We start from the raw sequence: 15917 nt of genomic DNA on the forward strand, positions 1-15917 counted from the left end.
TTTCCAAACTTCTCGAAACGACGGATTGCCATGGCGGCCTTTCCTGCCCATAATGTCACACGCAATTTCTTTCCTTCTGCTTATGTTGTGAAAATGGGTTCGTTTTCGCGATTGTTATCCTTCGTTGCGATGGGCGGGTATTTTCTCGCTTCGATCGCCGGAGCGCAATTGCACGACCATTCTCACCATCACGCGTTGGGTGAATCTTCGACTACGCACTCGCATGCGGGTCACTCATCGCATTCGAGTTGCTCACGTGAGCACTCTCATGCATCGGATTCCGAAACTCCGACGTTACCACACCGTCATTGTCCCGATCATGATGACGACTGTGCCGTTTGCCAGGTGATCGCGCATGTGCCGATGGTCACGGCGTTGGCTTCGATCTCGGCCAATGTTCAACTGGTGACGACGACGGAACTCGTCTCAAGCTCGCAACCATCGAAACTGCCACCGCTACGGTTTCGCTCCCGTGCTCCGCCCACCGTCTGACGTTCGATTCGCTCGATCACGAATGTCACCTGGGTTGTGTCGTCATCACGACGCGTCCCGATGTCGTACGGTTACTTCTTCGCGGACTTATTTTCTATTTTCGGGTTCGCCGATGCGCGAACTTCAGACGGGAGCTACGCATGTTTTCACCGCTTTCAAGCCGGACGCGTGCGCGTCGCGGTTTCACATTGATCGAACTGTTGGTTGTCATCGCGATTATTGCGATTCTGATTGCTTTGTTGTTGCCAGCCGTGCAACAAGCGCGGGAAGCGGCTCGCCGCACGCAAACACGGAATAACCTTCGCCAAGTCGCTTTGGGATTGCACAACTATCACGACACGAATCTCTCGTTCCCCCCGGGTTGGATTGGCTATGAAGCCAGCACCGGGCGGGCCGACGTGGAAGGACTCAACGGTTGGGGTTGGGCAACGTTCATTCTGCCGCAACTTGAGCAAAACAACTTGTATGATCTGATCAACTTCAACCTTCCGATCAACGATCCCGCCAACGCCACGATCCTCGCCACCCCGCTAGACACCTTCCGCTCGCCGTCCGATCCTTCGAACGACACGTGGGAGATCGAAGAAGAAGGCAGCCCAGGCACGGTTCTCGCAACGTTGGCCACCGCGAACTTTGTGGGCAACTTCGGAACGCTGGAACTACACGATTGCGAAGGGCTTTCCGTCGGCCAAGCATGCATGAGCGATGGCGTGTTCTTCCACAACAGCAAGATTGCCTTCCGCGACATGACCGACGGAGCCAGCAACACGTTCATGGTTGGCCAACGCAAGACGAACCCGAACGCCTCCCCGCCTTGGCATTCGACTTGGGCCGGTGTGGTCCCGGAAGGTGAAGAAGCCTTCTCACGGATTCTCGGCATTGCGGACCACGCCCCGAATGATCCCGTCGGTCACTTGGACGACTTCAGCAGCAACCACACCGGCGGCGTCCACTTTGCCTATGGTGATGGTCGCGTTCGCTTCGTCAGTGATTCCATCGACCTCACCGTGTACCAAGCCCTCGCAACCCGAGCGGGCGGCGAAGTTGTCGGCGATTATTAATCGAACTCCAAGTCAATCGACTTCGAAAGCCCGCCGGTGACGTCCGGCGGACTTTTTCTACGTCCACTGCAGAGCAAGCACAATCATGGGAGCAGCGTTTCCAGATCGACATGCGAACTGGGAAACACGCCTTCTGTCTCATGATCGAAACCGGCGGCGATTTCCGCGAGCGTTTCACCGGTTTGGGGATGTTTGAAGTTCGGGTCCAACTCCGCAAGCGGGATCGCTAAGTACGCATGCTTTACAATGGCGGGATCGGGAACGGGACGGTGTTCGATTTGCAGGATTTCGTCGTTGAACAACGCGACGTCGATGTCGATTGTCCGCGGGGCATTGCGGTTGGCGGGGTCGCGAACGCGGCCGAGTCCGGATTCGATGGCGGCGATGGCTTCCAATCGAACCGCAATCGCAGATAGCGATGTCTCCAACAACACAGCTGCATTGAGGAAGTTCTCGGGACTGCCGGGGCAATTCACCGGCTTCGTTTCCCAGACCCGTGAGACAGCCGCAATCCGCCCATACTTCTGCAATTCAAGAACCGCGTTCGGCAAGTTGGTTTCCGGGTCGATGTTCGATCCCAGCCCCAGATAGACGCGGTTCATCGTCACCCCTTCATTCACCGTATCAGCGACGGTCGGCTTGTGTGCGTTCGATTGAAACACCGACCGAAGCGGCAAACCGCAACGCCGTCGGCTTCTCGACAGTCACTTCCACACGCTCGACGCGACTGTCGGCCAAACACAGTTGAGCAATCTCTTCCGCCATTCGCTCGACCAACAGAAACTCCGAATTCTCCACGAGGTCAATCACGTCTTTTGTCACCGATCGGTAATTGACCGCTTCGGCGATGTCGTCGGTGCGTGCGGCGGATCGCGTGTCGGCGTGCATCACGAGATTGATCACCACATCCTGCTGATTGACACGCTCATCGTCATTGATGCCGATGATCGTTCGCAGGAGGAGGTCCTTGACGAGAATGCGATCGGTCATAGTGCGTCCATTGTGGGGTGTTCGCGACGGTTTCGCCACTGCGAAGCGGATCGACCAGTGGCTTCAACTTGCCAATTCACGAGTTTGCTGGATGTTCGTACGAAAAACGCGAGTGTTGGCAACATCGTCTATGTCCTCGGGGACTTCAAGTGTTCGCCACCATTGACCATCAGTAAATGACCGGTGATGAAATCCGATTCCAGCAGATACACCGCCGCCTCGGCAATGTCGTCCGCAGTGCCAGTGTGACCGAGCAAATTGTTCGCGCCGCGTTTCTCGAATTCTGCTTCACTCCCTCCTGGCGGCGGCAGAATTGCACCAGGAGCGATCGCGTTCACTCGCACACGCGGAGCCAAATCCTTCGCCAAACCTTCCGTCAACGAAACCAACGCCGACTTGGTCAGCGTGTATGCCAAATAGTTCGGATCGGGATGGGTCGCCCGCCAATCGGCGATGTTCACGATCGCGGCCTCCGTTCGGTTCTGCAATCCGTCAGCAAACCGCTTCGCCAGGAAAAACGGTGATTTGAGATTGATCTGCATGTGACGGTCGAACAGGTCCCCCGTCGTGTCGGCAAGCCGCGCTGGCTCAAAGATCGCAGCACTGTTGATCAGCACATCCGCTCCACCCAACTCACTTTCAACGGTGGAGAAGATTGTCTCGGCGGCGGATTCGGGTTGCATCAAATCCGCTTGCACACTGACGGCTTGAACTCCGAGTTCGCGAATCTCACCGCAGGTTTGCTCGGCTTCCTCAGCGGAGTGACCGTAATGCACAACGATATTCATGCCGGCCTTGGCCAATCGCAATGCCATCGCCCTGCCCAACCGAATCGCTCCACCAGTGACAACAGCGGTCCGTTCTGCCAACTCCATGTTTTGTGTTCCCCATGCCTGTTTCAGTCGGTTTACAACACCCAAGTTGTAGCGACGGCGGGGCGAATGTCCAACCATGACGAAGCCCGCGCACCGGTTCACGTATTGAGTGAGTGCAACACTCGTTGCCAACGAACGTCATGTGCCAATCAGGAGGACCCCCGCGATGCACCGACTCGCTCAATGGTTTGGTCTGTCGATCTTGTTGCTCGACACCACTTGCGGACTGGCATCCGATGGATCGGAAGCGGTTTACCGCGTACGGATCGTCTCGTCGGAATGCGTGGGGCAATCGTGTCGTGTCACCACAGCGTATGCGTCGGCGGTGGCCATCGGTCATTACAACGCTGGCAAAGAAATCTTGGTAACGGCGGCCCATGCCGTGCGAGGGAACCCACGAAAGATTGAACTCGACATTCACGGAAAATGGACTCAAGCAACGGTTTTGGGGATCTCAGACGGACAACACGATCTCGCCCTGATCGGTGTGACGTTGACCGATCAACAGCTCCAAACCGTATCGCTCGCCAAGACCATGTCCGCTGCGAACGAGTCCGTCACACTGGCCGGATTCCCAGGCGGAGAAACTCTTCACCGTCGTACAAGCCACGTCATGCGAACGCAATGGGGAAGTCAGATTCTCACCGTGGCGACCCCATCACGGCCAGGTGATTCCGGCGGAGGCGTGTTCAATGCACGGGCGGAACTCACCGCCGTGATTTTTGCCACCGCTCCCGTGCGTCATCCCACGTTCACGCTCGCAACCGATGCCAACGCCGTTCGTCAGTTGATTCGCTCCACGTTCCAAGCCGATCCCCCCACCGGACGACACACCCACTTGCCAGCGTATCCACGACCATACGTATCGTCCCGCAGACCATCGGAGACCTGCCATTGCCAAGAGTATCTCGCTCAACTCGCCAAGCGACTACAGACGTTGGAGTCCGAATTGAATGCCATGAAAGCGACGCTCGCGGAAGTCTCATCGCACGATTTGGAGCCAATCGAACAACGCTTGCAACAACTTGAGAACATTCAAATCCCCGTCCAGGTGCTTACACCAAACGGGACAATCCAATCCGAAGCCAAATACCGACTCGGTGAACCGATCCAACTACGACTGATACCGAGACGTCAATAACGCCACCAAACCCTCGTTTGATGACAGTTCCTGTACTAACCCAGAAGGAGTGGAAGATGCCGATTGAATTGGGAAGTGTGACGGCGGAAATGATGGTGACGCATGCACTCAATGGTGCACAACGTCAGGCAGATGCCTCTGCGAACATCGCCGAGCAAACGCGGCTGGCGTATTTGGAATCGAAGGAGAAGATCAGCGTTCGGGAAGCCCAGGCGATGCAAGATGTGCGGACCAGTGGAGTTGCCCGAGAAATCGTGCAGCATCGCAGCGTCCAGAATCAGCCCGCATAGGTTGATCGGCAATTCACGGCGGAGTCGGGACGTGTTTCACGAACCGGCTCACGCCGTTTTTCCATTCAATTGAGAACCCGTCATGTCATGGATCGAGCAACTCCTCAACGACTACGGCAAAATGCGACTCGCCGGCGAAGCCAAAGATTTGCAGGACAATCACCAAATTTTGGCGATGGACCGAGCGGCGGTGGATGCTCACAATCGCCGCAACTTCGGCTCGGATTACCGCTCACCTGCTGACTCGGAGAGTTCCGACATGATCCATATCGGCGATCATCATCAGCATTTGCCACCACGACGCAGCCCGTCACGAATTTGGCCCGCGTTGTTGGGAGCCGGTCTGCTCGCAAGTGGAGTTGGCGGTGGAGTCGGTCTCACGTTGCTCTGGAACTCGCTGAAGCCGCAACTCCCGGAACCGGTCCCGCAAGTCACCCATCCTCAACAGTCGCCGGATGAAGACACGCTTTTCGAACTGCAACTTGGCCCGCCCCAATGAGCAATCGAATCCGTTAGGTCGCGGCGTTGGCTTCCAAATCGGCCAGATCGACATACTCGAGCACGGAAATGTGCGTCGCATCCAACACGACTGGAGCGGCGTAACCTGCTTCGAACGCCTCTTTCCATCGCAACGCACAAACGCACCACTGATCGCCCGGCTTCAAACCCGGAAATTGGTACATCGGATTGGGCGTGATCAGATCGTTGCCCCGCATCGCGGAAAACTCTAGAAACTCTTGCGTCACACGGGTGCAGACCAGGTGCAAGCCGAGATCGTCTTTCCCCGTGTTGCAACAGCCGTCGCGGAAGAATCCGGTCAGAGGGTCTTTGCTACATGTTTGCAGTTCGCCTCCCAAAACATTTTTGGCGGGCATCGTTGTACTCCTAAATTCCGGCGTGAGAGCGGTCGTGACATCGGTTGATTAACGAATTGATCGTCAGGTTGTAAAGTGTTCGCTTCGATCTTGCGTCCGTGACAGTCGAAAACGCAACCCGAACCCGATAGGATCATTCATGCTTCCCGCCGCAACGACCACAAGTACCCCTGATGTTTGATCGCCACTTATTGCCACCGAATCGACTCGCGGTCAGCTTCGTCTGTTCCGCAGTCATCTTGGTCGGGTTGATCGGGCTCTTGATGAACTCAAGCCCCACGCGACCAACGGCTGGTTCAACAGATTCTCCCGTGACAACGCTGTACTTGCATTGTGCCGCCGGTTGTCGAATGCCGATGAACCAACTCATCTCGGCATACGAAAAGCGACATCCCGTCCGCATCGAAACCAATTGGGCCGGTTCCGATACTCTGCTGAACCAACTGGAAGTCTCCCGTCGCGGCGACTTGTATCTGGCGGCGGATGAAACGTACATCGAGCAGGCCATGCAAAGACAACTCGTCGATGAAGCGTTTTCCATCGCCACACAGAAACCGGTCATTTTGATCGTCAAAGGCAACCCCAAAAACATCACAACCATCGCGGACCTCGCCCGTGACGATGTTTTCCTCGCTATCGGAAACCCGGAACTGGCGGCCATCGGACAGAAAACGCGGGCATTGTTCGAACAATCGGGTCATTGGACCGAAATTGCGTCAGCGGTGACGGATCATGGCACATATCTTCCAACCGTTCCCGAGGTCGCCAACGCCGTGCAGATTGGCAGCGTTGACGCTGGTATCGTCTGGAATACGATTGCTCGACAATACCCCGATCTGGAAGCCGTCCGAATCCCGGAACTCGACGTGGGACTTGCCACCATCACACTCGGCACCGTAACGCACTCCGAACATCCTGAATCGGCCCGCCAGTTCGCTCGGTTCCTTTCCGACAAGCAACACGGTTTGCGGGTCTTCCAAGAACTCGGCTGGGGGCCGATCGAAAACGGTGCGCCATGACCGATTCGCCGAACAATACATCGATTCGCACCCGAACCGATTGGATCTTCTTCGCGATTCTCGGAGTGGTTGCAGGGACTTACGTGCTGTTTCTCAGCGGATTGATCATCGCCGACTTCGCCTATATGACCAATGCCGCCCGGGAGAATGAATCGGCTGGGTCGGCAATCGTCGATGCACTTAACCGACCGGAAATTCGCGCTTCGATTCGCCTGAGTTTGCTCTCCTGCACAATCACAACCATCTTGTCTCTGTGGGTCGCGGTCCCCGTGGGCTATGTGATGTCACGGTGTCGATTTCCCGGCCGCGACTTTGTCGATGCCCTGCTCGACATCCCGATTGTGTTACCGCCGTTGGTCGTCGGCTTGAGTTTGCTGATTTTGTTCCAGTTCCCACCGTTCGCGTGGTTCAACCGCTACATTGTCTATCAAACACCCGCCGTCATCCTCGCGCAATTTGTCGTCTCGGCGGCATTTGCGGTGCGAACAATGCGAAGCACTTTCGATAATCTTGATCCACGGCGCGAACAAGTCGCGTTGACACTCGGTTGCACGCGTGCACAAGCATTTGGAATGGTGACATTCCCGGAAGCGTGGCCCGGTATCCTGACCGCCGGAACCTTAGCCTGGGCACGTGCATTAGGAGAGTTCGGGCCCCTGCTCGTCTTTGCCGGCGCGACGCGATACAAAACAGAAGTTTTGTCGACCACGATTTTCCTAGAACTCTCGATTGGCAACCTTCAAGCCGCCGTTGCCGTTTCTCTCATTATGGTCTTTGCAGCGGTTATCGTCCTCATGCTCACCCGCATGTGGGGCCGTCGCGATTTGACGACTTAAGTCACCCTATTGCCGCAAGATCTTAGCCATCATCGGCACTCTAGAAACTTGCACAGCTAGCATTTGACCAGTTCTCGTTTTGGCATCCGCCGCGAACATAGAAGACAGCAATACGGTTTGGCGGTCACACTGCGTAACTCTAGGAAGTCTTTTGGCTCTGATATTCTAACGCGGATGGAGTTTGGCAGCCGACAATTGCAGGTGCTTCATGCACGAGGGAATCGTTTGTAAGGGCTTCCACCATGAACAATGCAAAGTCGATTCGACGAGTCAGATTGCTCTTGAGAATGGGATCACCGATATGCTGACTCCACATTGGCAGTCCTTGGCTTTCACCTTCCTCAAGGTCACTTCCACGAACCACCGTCCATCGCTGATCACTCGCAAAGATATTGCGACAAGCCACAACTTGATCGTTGAGATCAACGAGTCGCAAAGCTTTGACGATCCACCCAATGACGCTGACCGCGACCAGAAACTTTTTTGAGTAAACGTCTTGGCCGTCCTTGGAAATATGCCAACCGCAAGAGAAAACTAGCCGAGCATTCGGTTCGGCGAAATCCATCACGGCTTGTGCTGTCCCAGACGAATAATCATTCACCCCCCAAGGAGCTAGCACGGTCAGCACACCGTCACAACCCGCAACCGCTTGCTTGATGACTTCACGGTCATTGGTGAATCCGGGAATGATCTGAATTCGATCTTGGTACTCATCGAGTTTCTTGACACTGCGGGGCCGGCAGACACCAACGACTTCGTAGTCGCGATCCAAACAATGCTGGACCATATACCGACCTAGTTTCCCAGACGCCCCAACAATACATACTTTCATCATGTTTCCTGTCTGGGCTGTACGTCTTTAAAGTCAGTTGATTCGAGACCGCCGAACATCCGCTTGCATACTAGCAAACGAAGCGTCTTAGACTTCCTCTGCCTAGCTTAGTTCGTTGCTTTGATTCATGTCATTGACCATCTCGCTAGTCAAACTTTTGAGCCTAAGGATATGGATGGTCACAATCAGAGCAACAGTGCACGCGGCGACTTTGATGAGCCAATAGATGCTCGTAAAGAGGACTAGATATCCGATTGTCACGACTAGCAAACTAACGGCGATGACCTTGGCTCGGAACGGGATTGCTCGAACTTCGCGATAACTTCGAATGTAGAGTCCAAACCACGGATGATTCATCAGCCATTTGTAGAGCCTCGGCGAACTTCGGCAGAAACAAGAGGCCGACAATAGCAGGAACGGCGTCGTCGGCAACAAGGGCAGAATGATTCCGAGGAATCCCAGCGCCAGCGAGACTAGTCCGATAGATGTCAAGACGATTCGATGCATTAATCACAGCATGACATGCGAACGTGCGAGGCAATACGAAGACTAGCCTAAGCCTAGGTTGCTGACGATGAATTGCTGGCATGTTTGCCCAGCAGGAGACCGGGATTGCCCCCGGCCAATGCCACTTGCCAGGGGGTTCTTGTTCAGGCGTTCTCGTTGCTGTTTTCGTCGTCAGCTTGGGGAGCGGATGTGGGGGGCTCGAACTTGGGGGCGGTCACTTCCGCACGTTCTTCCTCGGGCAGTGGTCGTCGACTACTACTGCTGGAAGAATCGGAATAGGCGGTGCGGTGGACCTCGTCTTGGAAGCCGCTCATGCCACTTTTGAATTCCCGTAGGCCTTGCCCCATACTTTTGGCGACTTCTGGCAGTCGCTTTCCGAAGAGCAACAACCCGATGACCGCAACGATCATCATTTCCATCGGGCCAATGCCACCAAATTGGGCCAGAACTGGACTGGTCATAACACGAGTTTCCTTGACGAATCGAAGTGCGTGAACCGGTGGAAAGACGAACTACTTGGTTTGATCGCTGAGTTCTTCTTGTTCAGCAACCTTCTTTTCTTCGTCATCTTCCTTCAGGCCTCTCTTGAACGAGTTGACACTTTGGCCCAAATTCCGCATCGCGGATGGCAAGCGGCTCCCGAACAGCAGCAGCACGATTCCCCCAATGATGGCCAACTCGAATGGCCCCGGCATACCAATCATGGCGGGGAGTGACTGAGACGTGGCAGCGGTGAGTAAGGTTGTCATTTCTCGAATCCTTCACGGAAATTGGATGCGTAACTAACGTCACACATGGAATTTATGGGAGGGAAGTCAACAGCCGAATCCCGGATATCACCGAGTGAGAAAACGGATCATCCAACAAGAAGGCAAACCTGGCAAGCACGATCGCGGGCGAGGGGCGGGACGACTCGTTTTGTCCACTCGTCAACGATACTCGTTGATCAAGGAAAAACGGCAATTGTCTTGTGCCCACTCAAAAGCCCGCGTTAAGCAGGGAGGATGAGCGGAGGTCAATTGCAATCATAACTAAGCAAAATCGGCTGTCAACGATTTCCTGAAAATTTCCAAACCGGACTAACAACTGCATCGAGATGATGCCGAAAACCCACCTCCCGGAACGAATTGAACGACCGGTGCTTCACCGAAAAATGCCGCAACGCGGACAGATCGAGCAAACGGCCCGTGCTCGGTGATTTTCCCGATGCACGCCGGTTTCTCACTCGTCAGAGATATTTCCCGACGGCTACCTTGATGAGAAGTTCTCTCCTCCGTCGATCAACCCATTCGGATTATGACCATGCCACGGAACACCTCGCGACATGCGATTTTGCTGACAACTTTCCTTGTAGTCGTGTGGGGATGCCAAACCGCGTCCAACCCCGACGCCGTCCGTCAAACCAACGAATTCGGTGAACGCTACGTCGGAGCTTTGGAACGAGCGGCGATTGCCCTCGAAAACGTGGACAGTGTCGAAGACACCGACACCGCAATCGAGACCTTGGAAGACGTGATTTCCGAGCTGAATCAACTGAGTGCCGAATCGAAGACGCTTCCCAAGATCTCGCGTAGCGAGATGAGAGACTTCGAGGAACGCATCGGCCAAGAGATTCAACGTCTCCACAAACGCCTGATGTCGGCGGCCAACCAAGCTGCGTTGGCGAGTGCAAAGAACCAGGAACTTGGCGAGACGGTCATCAAGCTGGATCAAACCGTTCAGCGATTCGGTCAGTCGTAACGAAAGACGGTCACTTCGGTCTCGGCGGCATAGCCTTCGTGTTCGCCGGGAACGATGACGAAACCATTTGCCCGAGTCGTTGAAGACAGAATCGATGCCCCACTCACTGCCAACGGCGTAACGCGACCATCTTGAATGACCACACGGCAATAATCCACTCGACCGACCATCGACACGATTTTTTTGGTCAACGTTCCTGTCTGGCGAGTGTAGGGCCATTCGGTGTTCCAGCCGCCGAGATTTCGAATCGTTCGCCCGGCGAAGAAGTCGTAGGCACAGAGACACGACACCGGGTTTCCGGGCAGCAGGAACACAAACGCTTCGCCGATTCGCCCCATTCCCGCGGGACTCGACGGTCGCATGGCAACGCCGTGAATGTCGAGTGTGCCGACTTCCTGCACCAATGACGGGGCATGGTCTTCTTTGCCCACGCTCGATCCGCCGGAGACCAACAGCACGTCCGCACCGGGGTCAATCAAACCGTTGCGGATGGCGTCTCGGTCGTCGGGCAACAGCCGCACGGACTCCAACACCGCCCCGTCCCGCTCGATCAATCCTCGCAGCAGATGAGAATTCGCTTCGAAGATTTGGTGTTCTCCCCGCGATTGTCCCGGCTGAACCAATTCGTTGCCAGTGATGAGGACTCGCACGGTCGGTCGGCGTACGACCGACACTTCCGGCAACCCCACCGAAGCCAAAACGCCCACGTCTTGCGGTCGCAGACGACGCCCGAACGGCAGCAGTTCCGTACCGGCTTTCACATCTTCACCGACTCGCCCGATGTGTTTGCCCGGTGGCACGGTGGTTGTCAGCTCCAATTGCCCTTCCCGTTCGCTGGCATACTCCACCGGCAGCACGGCGTCGGCTCCGGTTGGCACCGGGGCTCCCGTCATGATTCGCACAGCGGTTCCCCGTGTGACTTCCCCTGCGAACGGTTGATTCGGTAGGGATTCGCCAAGAATTTTGAGCGTCAGCGGGGTGTAGTCGGCGGCACCGTCGGTTTCGTCCGCCCGTACCGCGTAACCGTCCATCGCCGAGCGATCGAACGCCGGCACATTCAACGGAGCGATCACCGCATCCGCCAACACGCGACCGGTTGCCTCCGCCAATGGAACCGTTTCGGAGCCCAGCGTTTCGGCACTGTTCGCAATCCACGTCCACGCATCTTCGACCCGAGCCCGCTGAGCAAACCCCCGCATCCGCACGTCGTTCGGGTTCGATGTTGGTTCGGTCATGAATCATCCCGTTCCGCCCGCATCAACGCGGCGTGGTATTCCTCGGGCGTGTTTGTGTTTCGGAGAGAATCGAGTTCGGAATCGACGGCCCGCAGTTCGTCCACGTCGATTGTCACCGAACGACACCGTTCCAACAACCCGACTGGTCGACGTTGATCATGCGCGAGCATTTCGCGGATCGTTGGCTCCAACGTGCTACGATACACACCGGCCAACGGATGATGAAACTTCCCCTCTCGCGGCATCAGCACGTCAGCATCGCCGAAGCGGTTCACCAAGTACGAGATGAATTCCGGTTTCAGCAGTGGGACATCGCAGGATGAGGCATACGCCGCCGGAGTTCCGGTTGGCAACGCCTTCAGACCGGCGGCCAAACCGGCAAGCGGACCGAGATCGGGTTGTTCGTCGCGTGTGATGATGACATCGCTTGGGAGCGTCGGTAATTCCTGATCGACCGCCGCCACGACCACAATCGGCGTGACGACTTCGCTCAGCACGCGGACAACTCGTCCCAACATGGTTTCGTCACCGAACGGCAGACTCAATTTGGGACGCCCCATCCGCTGGCTGCGTCCGCCGCAAAGCACGATTCCGCCAAATTGCGAACGCTGCCGATCCGACATGCCCACCACCTCTTGGAACTTACTCCTCGTAACCTGCGATATCGACATCCGTTCGAGCGGGATTCGCCAATTGCACCGAACCGCACACCAGCATGATGCAGAGCAGCACGGTCACGTAGACCGTCTTGCCGACGTAGTTCGACAGTTGCAGACCAAAGATTTCATGCGGTTGCGTCGCGGGATCAACCGAACCCCAGACCAAAATCGAGACCAACGCCAACAGCAAAACACCCACCCAACCGCCGGAGAGCATCACGCGTCGGAGTGCCACCCAGTTGACGGCGAACAGGAAGTACCCGATCCACGCCGCCAGGAACAGCCACAGTCCCAAATTTGGTTCGAACACGCCCAGCAGCGATTGAACGACGTTCCAAACCGCCACTAACAGTTGTCGCAAACTCTCAAGTAACTGACTCATCGCCCTCATCCTCGAAGATTGGATCGAACGCGAGTATTCCAACGCATCTCAGTCGGAGCGTCAAGCGGAGGACGTTTTTTCACCGGAATCTCTCACGAACTGGTCCAAGACGCACGCCCACGGTAGAGTTGAGTTGGGCCTGTCGTGATCCCCCAAAACCTAAGAGGAGAGGTTTGTCTTATGCAACGGTTGTTGCGAATTCAATTGCTTTGCGTGGCGGTGTTTGGAGTGTGTGCGGTTTCATCGGCCGAGGAGGCGGATGTCCGGAAAACAATCGCGAAGTATGTGAAGGCGTTCAACGAACACGACGCCGCCACGGTCAAGAAATTCTGGGCCGAAGATGTCAGCTACACCGATCACAGCACCGGCGAGAAGTCCGTCGGTCACGATGCGATTGCCAAGAGCATTCAAGACACACTGAAGGCCAACCCAGAAACACGGATGGCGGTCACAATTGACGACGTTCGGATGATCAAATCCGACATCGCGATCGTGGATGGCCTCAGCAGCATCTTCGTGCCGGGAACTGATCCGCTCGAGACCCAATTTCAAATGCTTCTGGTGAAAGAGGACGCGGGTTGGGTGTTTCAGTCCGTGACCGAATCCGCAGTGCCCACACCGCAATCCGCCAGTGAAGCGTTAGCCGACTTGGCATGGCTGGTCGGAACTTGGGAAGATGTCGCGGAAGATCACACCGTGCGAACCGTCACCCGCTGGGCTCCCGGCGGAGCGTTCTTGGTTCGGTCTTTCACCATCGTTCAATCCGACGATGCCCGTCGACAAGGGACCCAAGTGATCGGTTGGGACGCGAACACGCAGCAAATTCGCTCGTGGACGTTCAATCTCGACGGAAGTTTCGGCAGTGGCACGTGGTCGAGGAACGATGATGATTGGTTGGTGCAAACCACCCAAACACTCGCCGATGGTCGGAAAGCATCGGGCACATTCGTCATGACGTCTCAAGATGAGGACACGATCGAAATCCAATTGATCGGCCACTCCATTGGCGGCACGCCCCAACCGACCAAGTCCGCGGTGAAGGTCAGTCGCGTTGCAGAATCAACTGCCGCGACCGATGAAACAGTCGACGTGCTTCCCGAATCCGGCGACTCAACTGCTGACGAGGAGAAATAACATGACACTTCGAATTGCATTGCTAGTCGGCTTGTCACTCCTTCTCCCGACCGACGTCCACGCCTTCGGACTGCGTGGCCGTGGTGGCGGAGGTGGCGGTTTTCGTGGAGGCGGAGGCGGTGGGTTCCGCGGAGGTGGTGGCGGGTTCCGTAGTGGTGGCGGAGGCGGTATCCGCAGTGGTGGTTTCCAAGGTGGCGGCGGTCGCAGTATCAGCAATTACCGTCCGTCGTCCCGACCGAGTTCACCAAGCTTGGGAAGTTCGCGAGGCAACTTCAGCCAGCGAATTCCCTCAAGTCCCAGTATCAGCCGTCCCACAACACGGCCGTCTTTTGAACGCCCCAGCGGTGGATTCAATCCATCTAATCGCCCCACGACGCTGCCAGGCAACATTGGCTCGAATCGGCCAGATCGTCCTTCGCGTCCAACCACACTGCCAGGCAACATCAATCGGCCAGACATCGGAAACCGCCCCAGCCTGCCAAACCTCGGCGACCGACCCAACATTGGGGACCGACCCAACATTGGGGACCGTCCCGGCGGGATCAATCGACCGGGTAACGGAGATCGTCCCAATATTGGTGATCGACCGAACATCGGAGACCGACCTGGTGTGATTGATCGGCCGGCGTTCGAGAATCGACCGGGAAGCGGAAACCGGCCATCCGCCGGACAACTCGGGGATTTTCTCGGCATGGATCGCCCATTGAAACCGGATGGCGAATTCGGAGATCGGCGACCGGACATCAACATCGGCGACCGCAATAATCGTATCGGTGACCGAGACAACCGCGTCACCGACTTCGGGAACCGAAACAACCGGATCACGGACCGAGACAATCGTGTCACCGACTTTGGAGACCGAACCAATCTCAACATTGGGTCCGGCAATCGCGGGGATCGCACGAACATCAACATTGGAAAGATCAATGTCGGTGGCAATCGTGTCATCAATAATCGCCCCTCCTGGGTGAACATTGATCGCAACCGCATCAACTCGATCAACAATCGTTGGTCGAACCAGATCGGCGGACTCCGAAACTACGGCACGCGCCATCCCGATCGTATGCGGTATTGGCATAACCGTGGCGACTACTTCCGACGTAGTTCTTGGTTCCGTGGTTATGCACGTGGTTGGTTCAATCGGGGATGGTGGGATCGGCACGCGCATCGGTGGGCGGGTTGGCATTACGGTTACCGATTCAACCGCTATCCGTGGTCTTACTGGTGGACCGTTCCCACGTTCGCGGCGACGGTGAATTGGTTCACATGGTCGGCTCCCCCAGCGGTTTGGGCAGAACCGATCTACTACGATTACGGAACCGGCGGCAACGTGGTCTATCAGGACAACAGTGTGTATATCAACGGTGAGCAAGTCGCGACAGCCGATGAATTCGCACAATCCGCCGCCGCACTCGCCACGGTCGAACCACCGGCTTCGCAGGAAGAAGCCGAACAAACCGAATGGATGCCGTTAGGAACATTCGCCGTTTCAAGCAACGAAAAGGAAGCAAAACCGAGTCGAGCAATTCAACTCGCGGTGTCCAAGACCGGCATCATCAGTGGAACGCTCTACAACGATCAAACCGACGAAGCGGTGAGCGTCCAAGGCCAAGTTGATAAGGAAACTCAACGGGTTGCCATGCGAATCGGCGAGAGTGACGATGTCATCGTCGAAACCGGTCTCTACAACCTGACTCAAGACGATGTCCCCGTGCTGGTTCATTTCGGAACCGATCGCGTGGAGGACTGGTTGTTGGTGCGATTGGAAGACCCTGAGTCAGATGCTGATTCCAACACCGATGACGGTTCCGACGCGAACTCCGCAAACACGTCCAACTAACTGAAGTAA

The 15917-nt window shown here is 56.1% G+C and carries 21 protein-coding genes; 10 read left to right on the top strand and 11 right to left on the bottom strand.

Annotation, left to right across the window (positions count from 1 at the left end; all coding sequences use genetic code 11):
- The first annotated feature begins 30 nt into the window (after positions 1 to 30).
- Positions 31 to 492 (top strand): DUF2946 family protein, encoded by a 462-nt coding sequence (locus G6R38_RS21935; RefSeq protein WP_166830915.1) that lies wholly within the window; start codon positions 31 to 33, stop codon positions 490 to 492.
- 140 nt (positions 493 to 632) lie between these two features.
- Complete coding sequence (locus G6R38_RS21940; RefSeq protein WP_166830916.1) at positions 633 to 1553, top strand: DUF1559 domain-containing protein; 921 nt, start codon at positions 633 to 635, stop codon at positions 1551 to 1553.
- Between the two features lie 83 nt (positions 1554 to 1636).
- Here the strand turns inward: G6R38_RS21940 and folK are convergent, their stop codons facing one another.
- The 3 genes from folK to G6R38_RS21955 all read right to left on the bottom strand — a co-directional run bounded on the left by folK (position 1637) and on the right by G6R38_RS21955 (position 3496).
- A complete protein-coding gene (folK, locus tag G6R38_RS21945) occupies positions 1637 to 2155 on the bottom strand; it encodes a 2-amino-4-hydroxy-6-hydroxymethyldihydropteridine diphosphokinase (protein WP_166830917.1) in 519 nt (172 codons plus the stop codon).
- A gap of 22 nt (positions 2156 to 2177) precedes the next feature.
- Complete coding sequence (folB, locus tag G6R38_RS21950) at positions 2178 to 2543, bottom strand: dihydroneopterin aldolase (RefSeq protein WP_166830918.1); 366 nt, start codon at positions 2541 to 2543, stop codon at positions 2178 to 2180.
- Between the two features lie 128 nt (positions 2544 to 2671).
- Positions 2672 to 3496, bottom strand: a complete 825-nt coding sequence (locus G6R38_RS21955; protein WP_166830919.1) for an SDR family oxidoreductase — start codon at positions 3494 to 3496, stop codon at positions 2672 to 2674.
- Positions 3497 to 3584: 88 nt separating this feature from the next.
- Between G6R38_RS21955 and G6R38_RS21960 the strand changes: the two genes are divergently transcribed.
- The 3 genes from G6R38_RS21960 to G6R38_RS21970 all read left to right on the top strand — a co-directional run bounded on the left by G6R38_RS21960 (position 3585) and on the right by G6R38_RS21970 (position 5348).
- A complete protein-coding gene (locus tag G6R38_RS21960) occupies positions 3585 to 4559 on the top strand; it encodes a S1 family peptidase (RefSeq protein ID WP_166830920.1) in 975 nt (324 codons plus the stop codon).
- Between the two features lie 56 nt (positions 4560 to 4615).
- Positions 4616 to 4849, top strand: a complete 234-nt coding sequence (locus tag G6R38_RS21965) for a hypothetical protein (RefSeq protein ID WP_166830921.1) — start codon at positions 4616 to 4618, stop codon at positions 4847 to 4849.
- An 82-nt stretch (positions 4850 to 4931) separates the two neighbouring features.
- Positions 4932 to 5348, top strand: a complete 417-nt coding sequence (locus G6R38_RS21970; RefSeq protein WP_166830922.1) for a hypothetical protein — start codon at positions 4932 to 4934, stop codon at positions 5346 to 5348.
- A 13-nt stretch (positions 5349 to 5361) separates the two neighbouring features.
- Here G6R38_RS21970 and G6R38_RS21975 read toward each other — a convergent pair whose 3' ends face one another.
- On the bottom strand, positions 5362 to 5724 hold the full coding sequence (locus G6R38_RS21975; RefSeq protein ID WP_166830923.1) for a DUF2237 family protein: 363 nt from the start codon (positions 5722 to 5724) through the stop codon (positions 5362 to 5364).
- Between the two features lie 173 nt (positions 5725 to 5897).
- Here G6R38_RS21975 and modA point away from each other — a divergent pair, with 173 nt between their 5' ends.
- A complete protein-coding gene (gene modA, locus G6R38_RS21980; protein ID WP_166830924.1) occupies positions 5898 to 6743 on the top strand; it encodes a molybdate ABC transporter substrate-binding protein in 846 nt (281 codons plus the stop codon).
- Positions 6740 to 7579: an ABC transporter permease gene (locus G6R38_RS21985; RefSeq protein WP_166830925.1), complete on the top strand. Its 840-nt coding sequence runs from the start codon at positions 6740 to 6742 to the stop codon at positions 7577 to 7579. Before modA ends, G6R38_RS21985 begins: the two co-directional genes overlap by 4 nt.
- 139 nt (positions 7580 to 7718) lie before the next feature.
- Here G6R38_RS21985 and G6R38_RS21990 read toward each other — a convergent pair whose 3' ends face one another.
- The 4 genes from G6R38_RS21990 to G6R38_RS22005 all read right to left on the bottom strand — a co-directional run bounded on the left by G6R38_RS21990 (position 7719) and on the right by G6R38_RS22005 (position 9667).
- On the bottom strand, positions 7719 to 8411 hold the full coding sequence (locus G6R38_RS21990) for an NAD(P)-dependent oxidoreductase (protein ID WP_166831077.1): 693 nt from the start codon (positions 8409 to 8411) through the stop codon (positions 7719 to 7721).
- Between the two features lie 102 nt (positions 8412 to 8513).
- Positions 8514 to 8918: a YbaN family protein gene (locus G6R38_RS21995; RefSeq protein ID WP_166830926.1), complete on the bottom strand. Its 405-nt coding sequence runs from the start codon at positions 8916 to 8918 to the stop codon at positions 8514 to 8516.
- Between the two features lie 143 nt (positions 8919 to 9061).
- Positions 9062 to 9379 carry a Sec-independent protein translocase subunit TatA/TatB gene (locus tag G6R38_RS22000; protein ID WP_166830927.1) on the bottom strand — a complete coding sequence of 106 codons (318 nt, stop codon included), beginning with the start codon at positions 9377 to 9379 and terminating at the stop codon, positions 9062 to 9064.
- A gap of 51 nt (positions 9380 to 9430) precedes the next feature.
- Complete coding sequence (locus G6R38_RS22005) at positions 9431 to 9667, bottom strand: Sec-independent protein translocase subunit TatA/TatB (protein WP_240928331.1); 237 nt, start codon at positions 9665 to 9667, stop codon at positions 9431 to 9433.
- Positions 9668 to 10220: 553 nt separating this feature from the next.
- Here G6R38_RS22005 and G6R38_RS22010 point away from each other — a divergent pair.
- Positions 10221 to 10658 (top strand): hypothetical protein, encoded by a 438-nt coding sequence (locus G6R38_RS22010; RefSeq protein ID WP_166830928.1) that lies wholly within the window; start codon positions 10221 to 10223, stop codon positions 10656 to 10658.
- On the opposite strand, the gene G6R38_RS22015 is transcribed toward G6R38_RS22010, so the two are convergent.
- From G6R38_RS22015 to G6R38_RS22025, 3 genes are read right to left on the bottom strand one after another with little or no spacing between them, the layout of a single operon-like run.
- A complete protein-coding gene (locus G6R38_RS22015; protein WP_206028675.1) occupies positions 10649 to 11893 on the bottom strand; it encodes a molybdopterin molybdotransferase MoeA in 1245 nt (414 codons plus the stop codon). The two genes, G6R38_RS22010 and G6R38_RS22015, sit on opposite strands and share 10 nt — an antisense overlap.
- Complete coding sequence (mobA, locus tag G6R38_RS22020) at positions 11890 to 12516, bottom strand: molybdenum cofactor guanylyltransferase (protein ID WP_166830929.1); 627 nt, start codon at positions 12514 to 12516, stop codon at positions 11890 to 11892. The genes G6R38_RS22015 and mobA overlap by 4 nt, the downstream gene beginning before the upstream one ends.
- 19 nt (positions 12517 to 12535) lie before the next feature.
- Positions 12536 to 12934, bottom strand: coding sequence for a hypothetical protein (locus G6R38_RS22025; protein WP_166830930.1), 399 nt, complete (start codon positions 12932 to 12934; stop codon positions 12536 to 12538).
- 180 nt (positions 12935 to 13114) lie between these two features.
- On the opposite strand from G6R38_RS22025, the gene G6R38_RS22030 reads away from it, so the two are divergent.
- Entirely contained in the window at positions 13115 to 14068 is a 954-nt protein-coding gene (locus G6R38_RS22030; protein WP_166830931.1) for a YybH family protein, read from the top strand.
- Between the two features lies 1 nt (position 14069).
- On the top strand, positions 14070 to 15908 hold the full coding sequence (locus tag G6R38_RS22035; protein ID WP_166830932.1) for a mu-protocadherin- cell-suface protein: 1839 nt from the start codon (positions 14070 to 14072) through the stop codon (positions 15906 to 15908).
- The last annotated feature ends 9 nt before the right edge of the window (positions 15909 to 15917 follow it).

Source organism: Thalassoroseus pseudoceratinae, assembly GCF_011634775.1.
GTDB classification, from domain to species: domain Bacteria; phylum Planctomycetota; class Planctomycetia; order Planctomycetales; family Planctomycetaceae; genus Thalassoroseus; species Thalassoroseus pseudoceratinae.

What these genes read in the sequence shown, in the direction of transcription:
- G6R38_RS21970 (WP_166830922.1), top strand. Translation starts at nt 4,932, where the DNA reads ATGTCATGGATCGAGCAACTCCTCAACGACTACGGCAAAATGCGACTC.
- G6R38_RS21995 (WP_166830926.1), bottom strand. Translation starts at nt 8,918, where the DNA reads ATGCATCGAATCGTCTTGACATCTATCGGACTAGTCTCGCTGGCGCTG.
- G6R38_RS22010 (WP_166830928.1), top strand. Translation starts at nt 10,221, where the DNA reads ATGCCACGGAACACCTCGCGACATGCGATTTTGCTGACAACTTTCCTT.
- G6R38_RS22005 (WP_240928331.1), bottom strand. Translation starts at nt 9,667, where the DNA reads ATGACAACCTTACTCACCGCTGCCACGTCTCAGTCACTCCCCGCCATG.
- G6R38_RS21965 (WP_166830921.1), top strand. Translation starts at nt 4,616, where the DNA reads ATGCCGATTGAATTGGGAAGTGTGACGGCGGAAATGATGGTGACGCAT.
- G6R38_RS22025 (WP_166830930.1), bottom strand. Translation starts at nt 12,934, where the DNA reads ATGAGTCAGTTACTTGAGAGTTTGCGACAACTGTTAGTGGCGGTTTGG.
- folK (WP_166830917.1), bottom strand. Translation starts at nt 2,155, where the DNA reads ATGAACCGCGTCTATCTGGGGCTGGGATCGAACATCGACCCGGAAACC.
- G6R38_RS21940 (WP_166830916.1), top strand. Translation starts at nt 633, where the DNA reads ATGTTTTCACCGCTTTCAAGCCGGACGCGTGCGCGTCGCGGTTTCACA.
- G6R38_RS22030 (WP_166830931.1), top strand. Translation starts at nt 13,115, where the DNA reads ATGCAACGGTTGTTGCGAATTCAATTGCTTTGCGTGGCGGTGTTTGGA.
- G6R38_RS21990 (WP_166831077.1), bottom strand. Translation starts at nt 8,411, where the DNA reads ATGAAAGTATGTATTGTTGGGGCGTCTGGGAAACTAGGTCGGTATATG.
- G6R38_RS21975 (WP_166830923.1), bottom strand. Translation starts at nt 5,724, where the DNA reads ATGCCCGCCAAAAATGTTTTGGGAGGCGAACTGCAAACATGTAGCAAA.
- modA (WP_166830924.1), top strand. Translation starts at nt 5,898, where the DNA reads ATGTTTGATCGCCACTTATTGCCACCGAATCGACTCGCGGTCAGCTTC.
- G6R38_RS22000 (WP_166830927.1), bottom strand. Translation starts at nt 9,379, where the DNA reads ATGACCAGTCCAGTTCTGGCCCAATTTGGTGGCATTGGCCCGATGGAA.
- G6R38_RS21935 (WP_166830915.1), top strand. Translation starts at nt 31, where the DNA reads ATGGCGGCCTTTCCTGCCCATAATGTCACACGCAATTTCTTTCCTTCT.
- G6R38_RS21955 (WP_166830919.1), bottom strand. Translation starts at nt 3,496, where the DNA reads ATGGTTGGACATTCGCCCCGCCGTCGCTACAACTTGGGTGTTGTAAAC.
- mobA (WP_166830929.1), bottom strand. Translation starts at nt 12,516, where the DNA reads ATGTCGGATCGGCAGCGTTCGCAATTTGGCGGAATCGTGCTTTGCGGC.
- G6R38_RS22035 (WP_166830932.1), top strand. Translation starts at nt 14,070, where the DNA reads ATGACACTTCGAATTGCATTGCTAGTCGGCTTGTCACTCCTTCTCCCG.
- G6R38_RS21985 (WP_166830925.1), top strand. Translation starts at nt 6,740, where the DNA reads ATGACCGATTCGCCGAACAATACATCGATTCGCACCCGAACCGATTGG.
- G6R38_RS21960 (WP_166830920.1), top strand. Translation starts at nt 3,585, where the DNA reads ATGCACCGACTCGCTCAATGGTTTGGTCTGTCGATCTTGTTGCTCGAC.
- G6R38_RS22015 (WP_206028675.1), bottom strand. Translation starts at nt 11,893, where the DNA reads ATGACCGAACCAACATCGAACCCGAACGACGTGCGGATGCGGGGGTTT.
- folB (WP_166830918.1), bottom strand. Translation starts at nt 2,543, where the DNA reads ATGACCGATCGCATTCTCGTCAAGGACCTCCTCCTGCGAACGATCATC.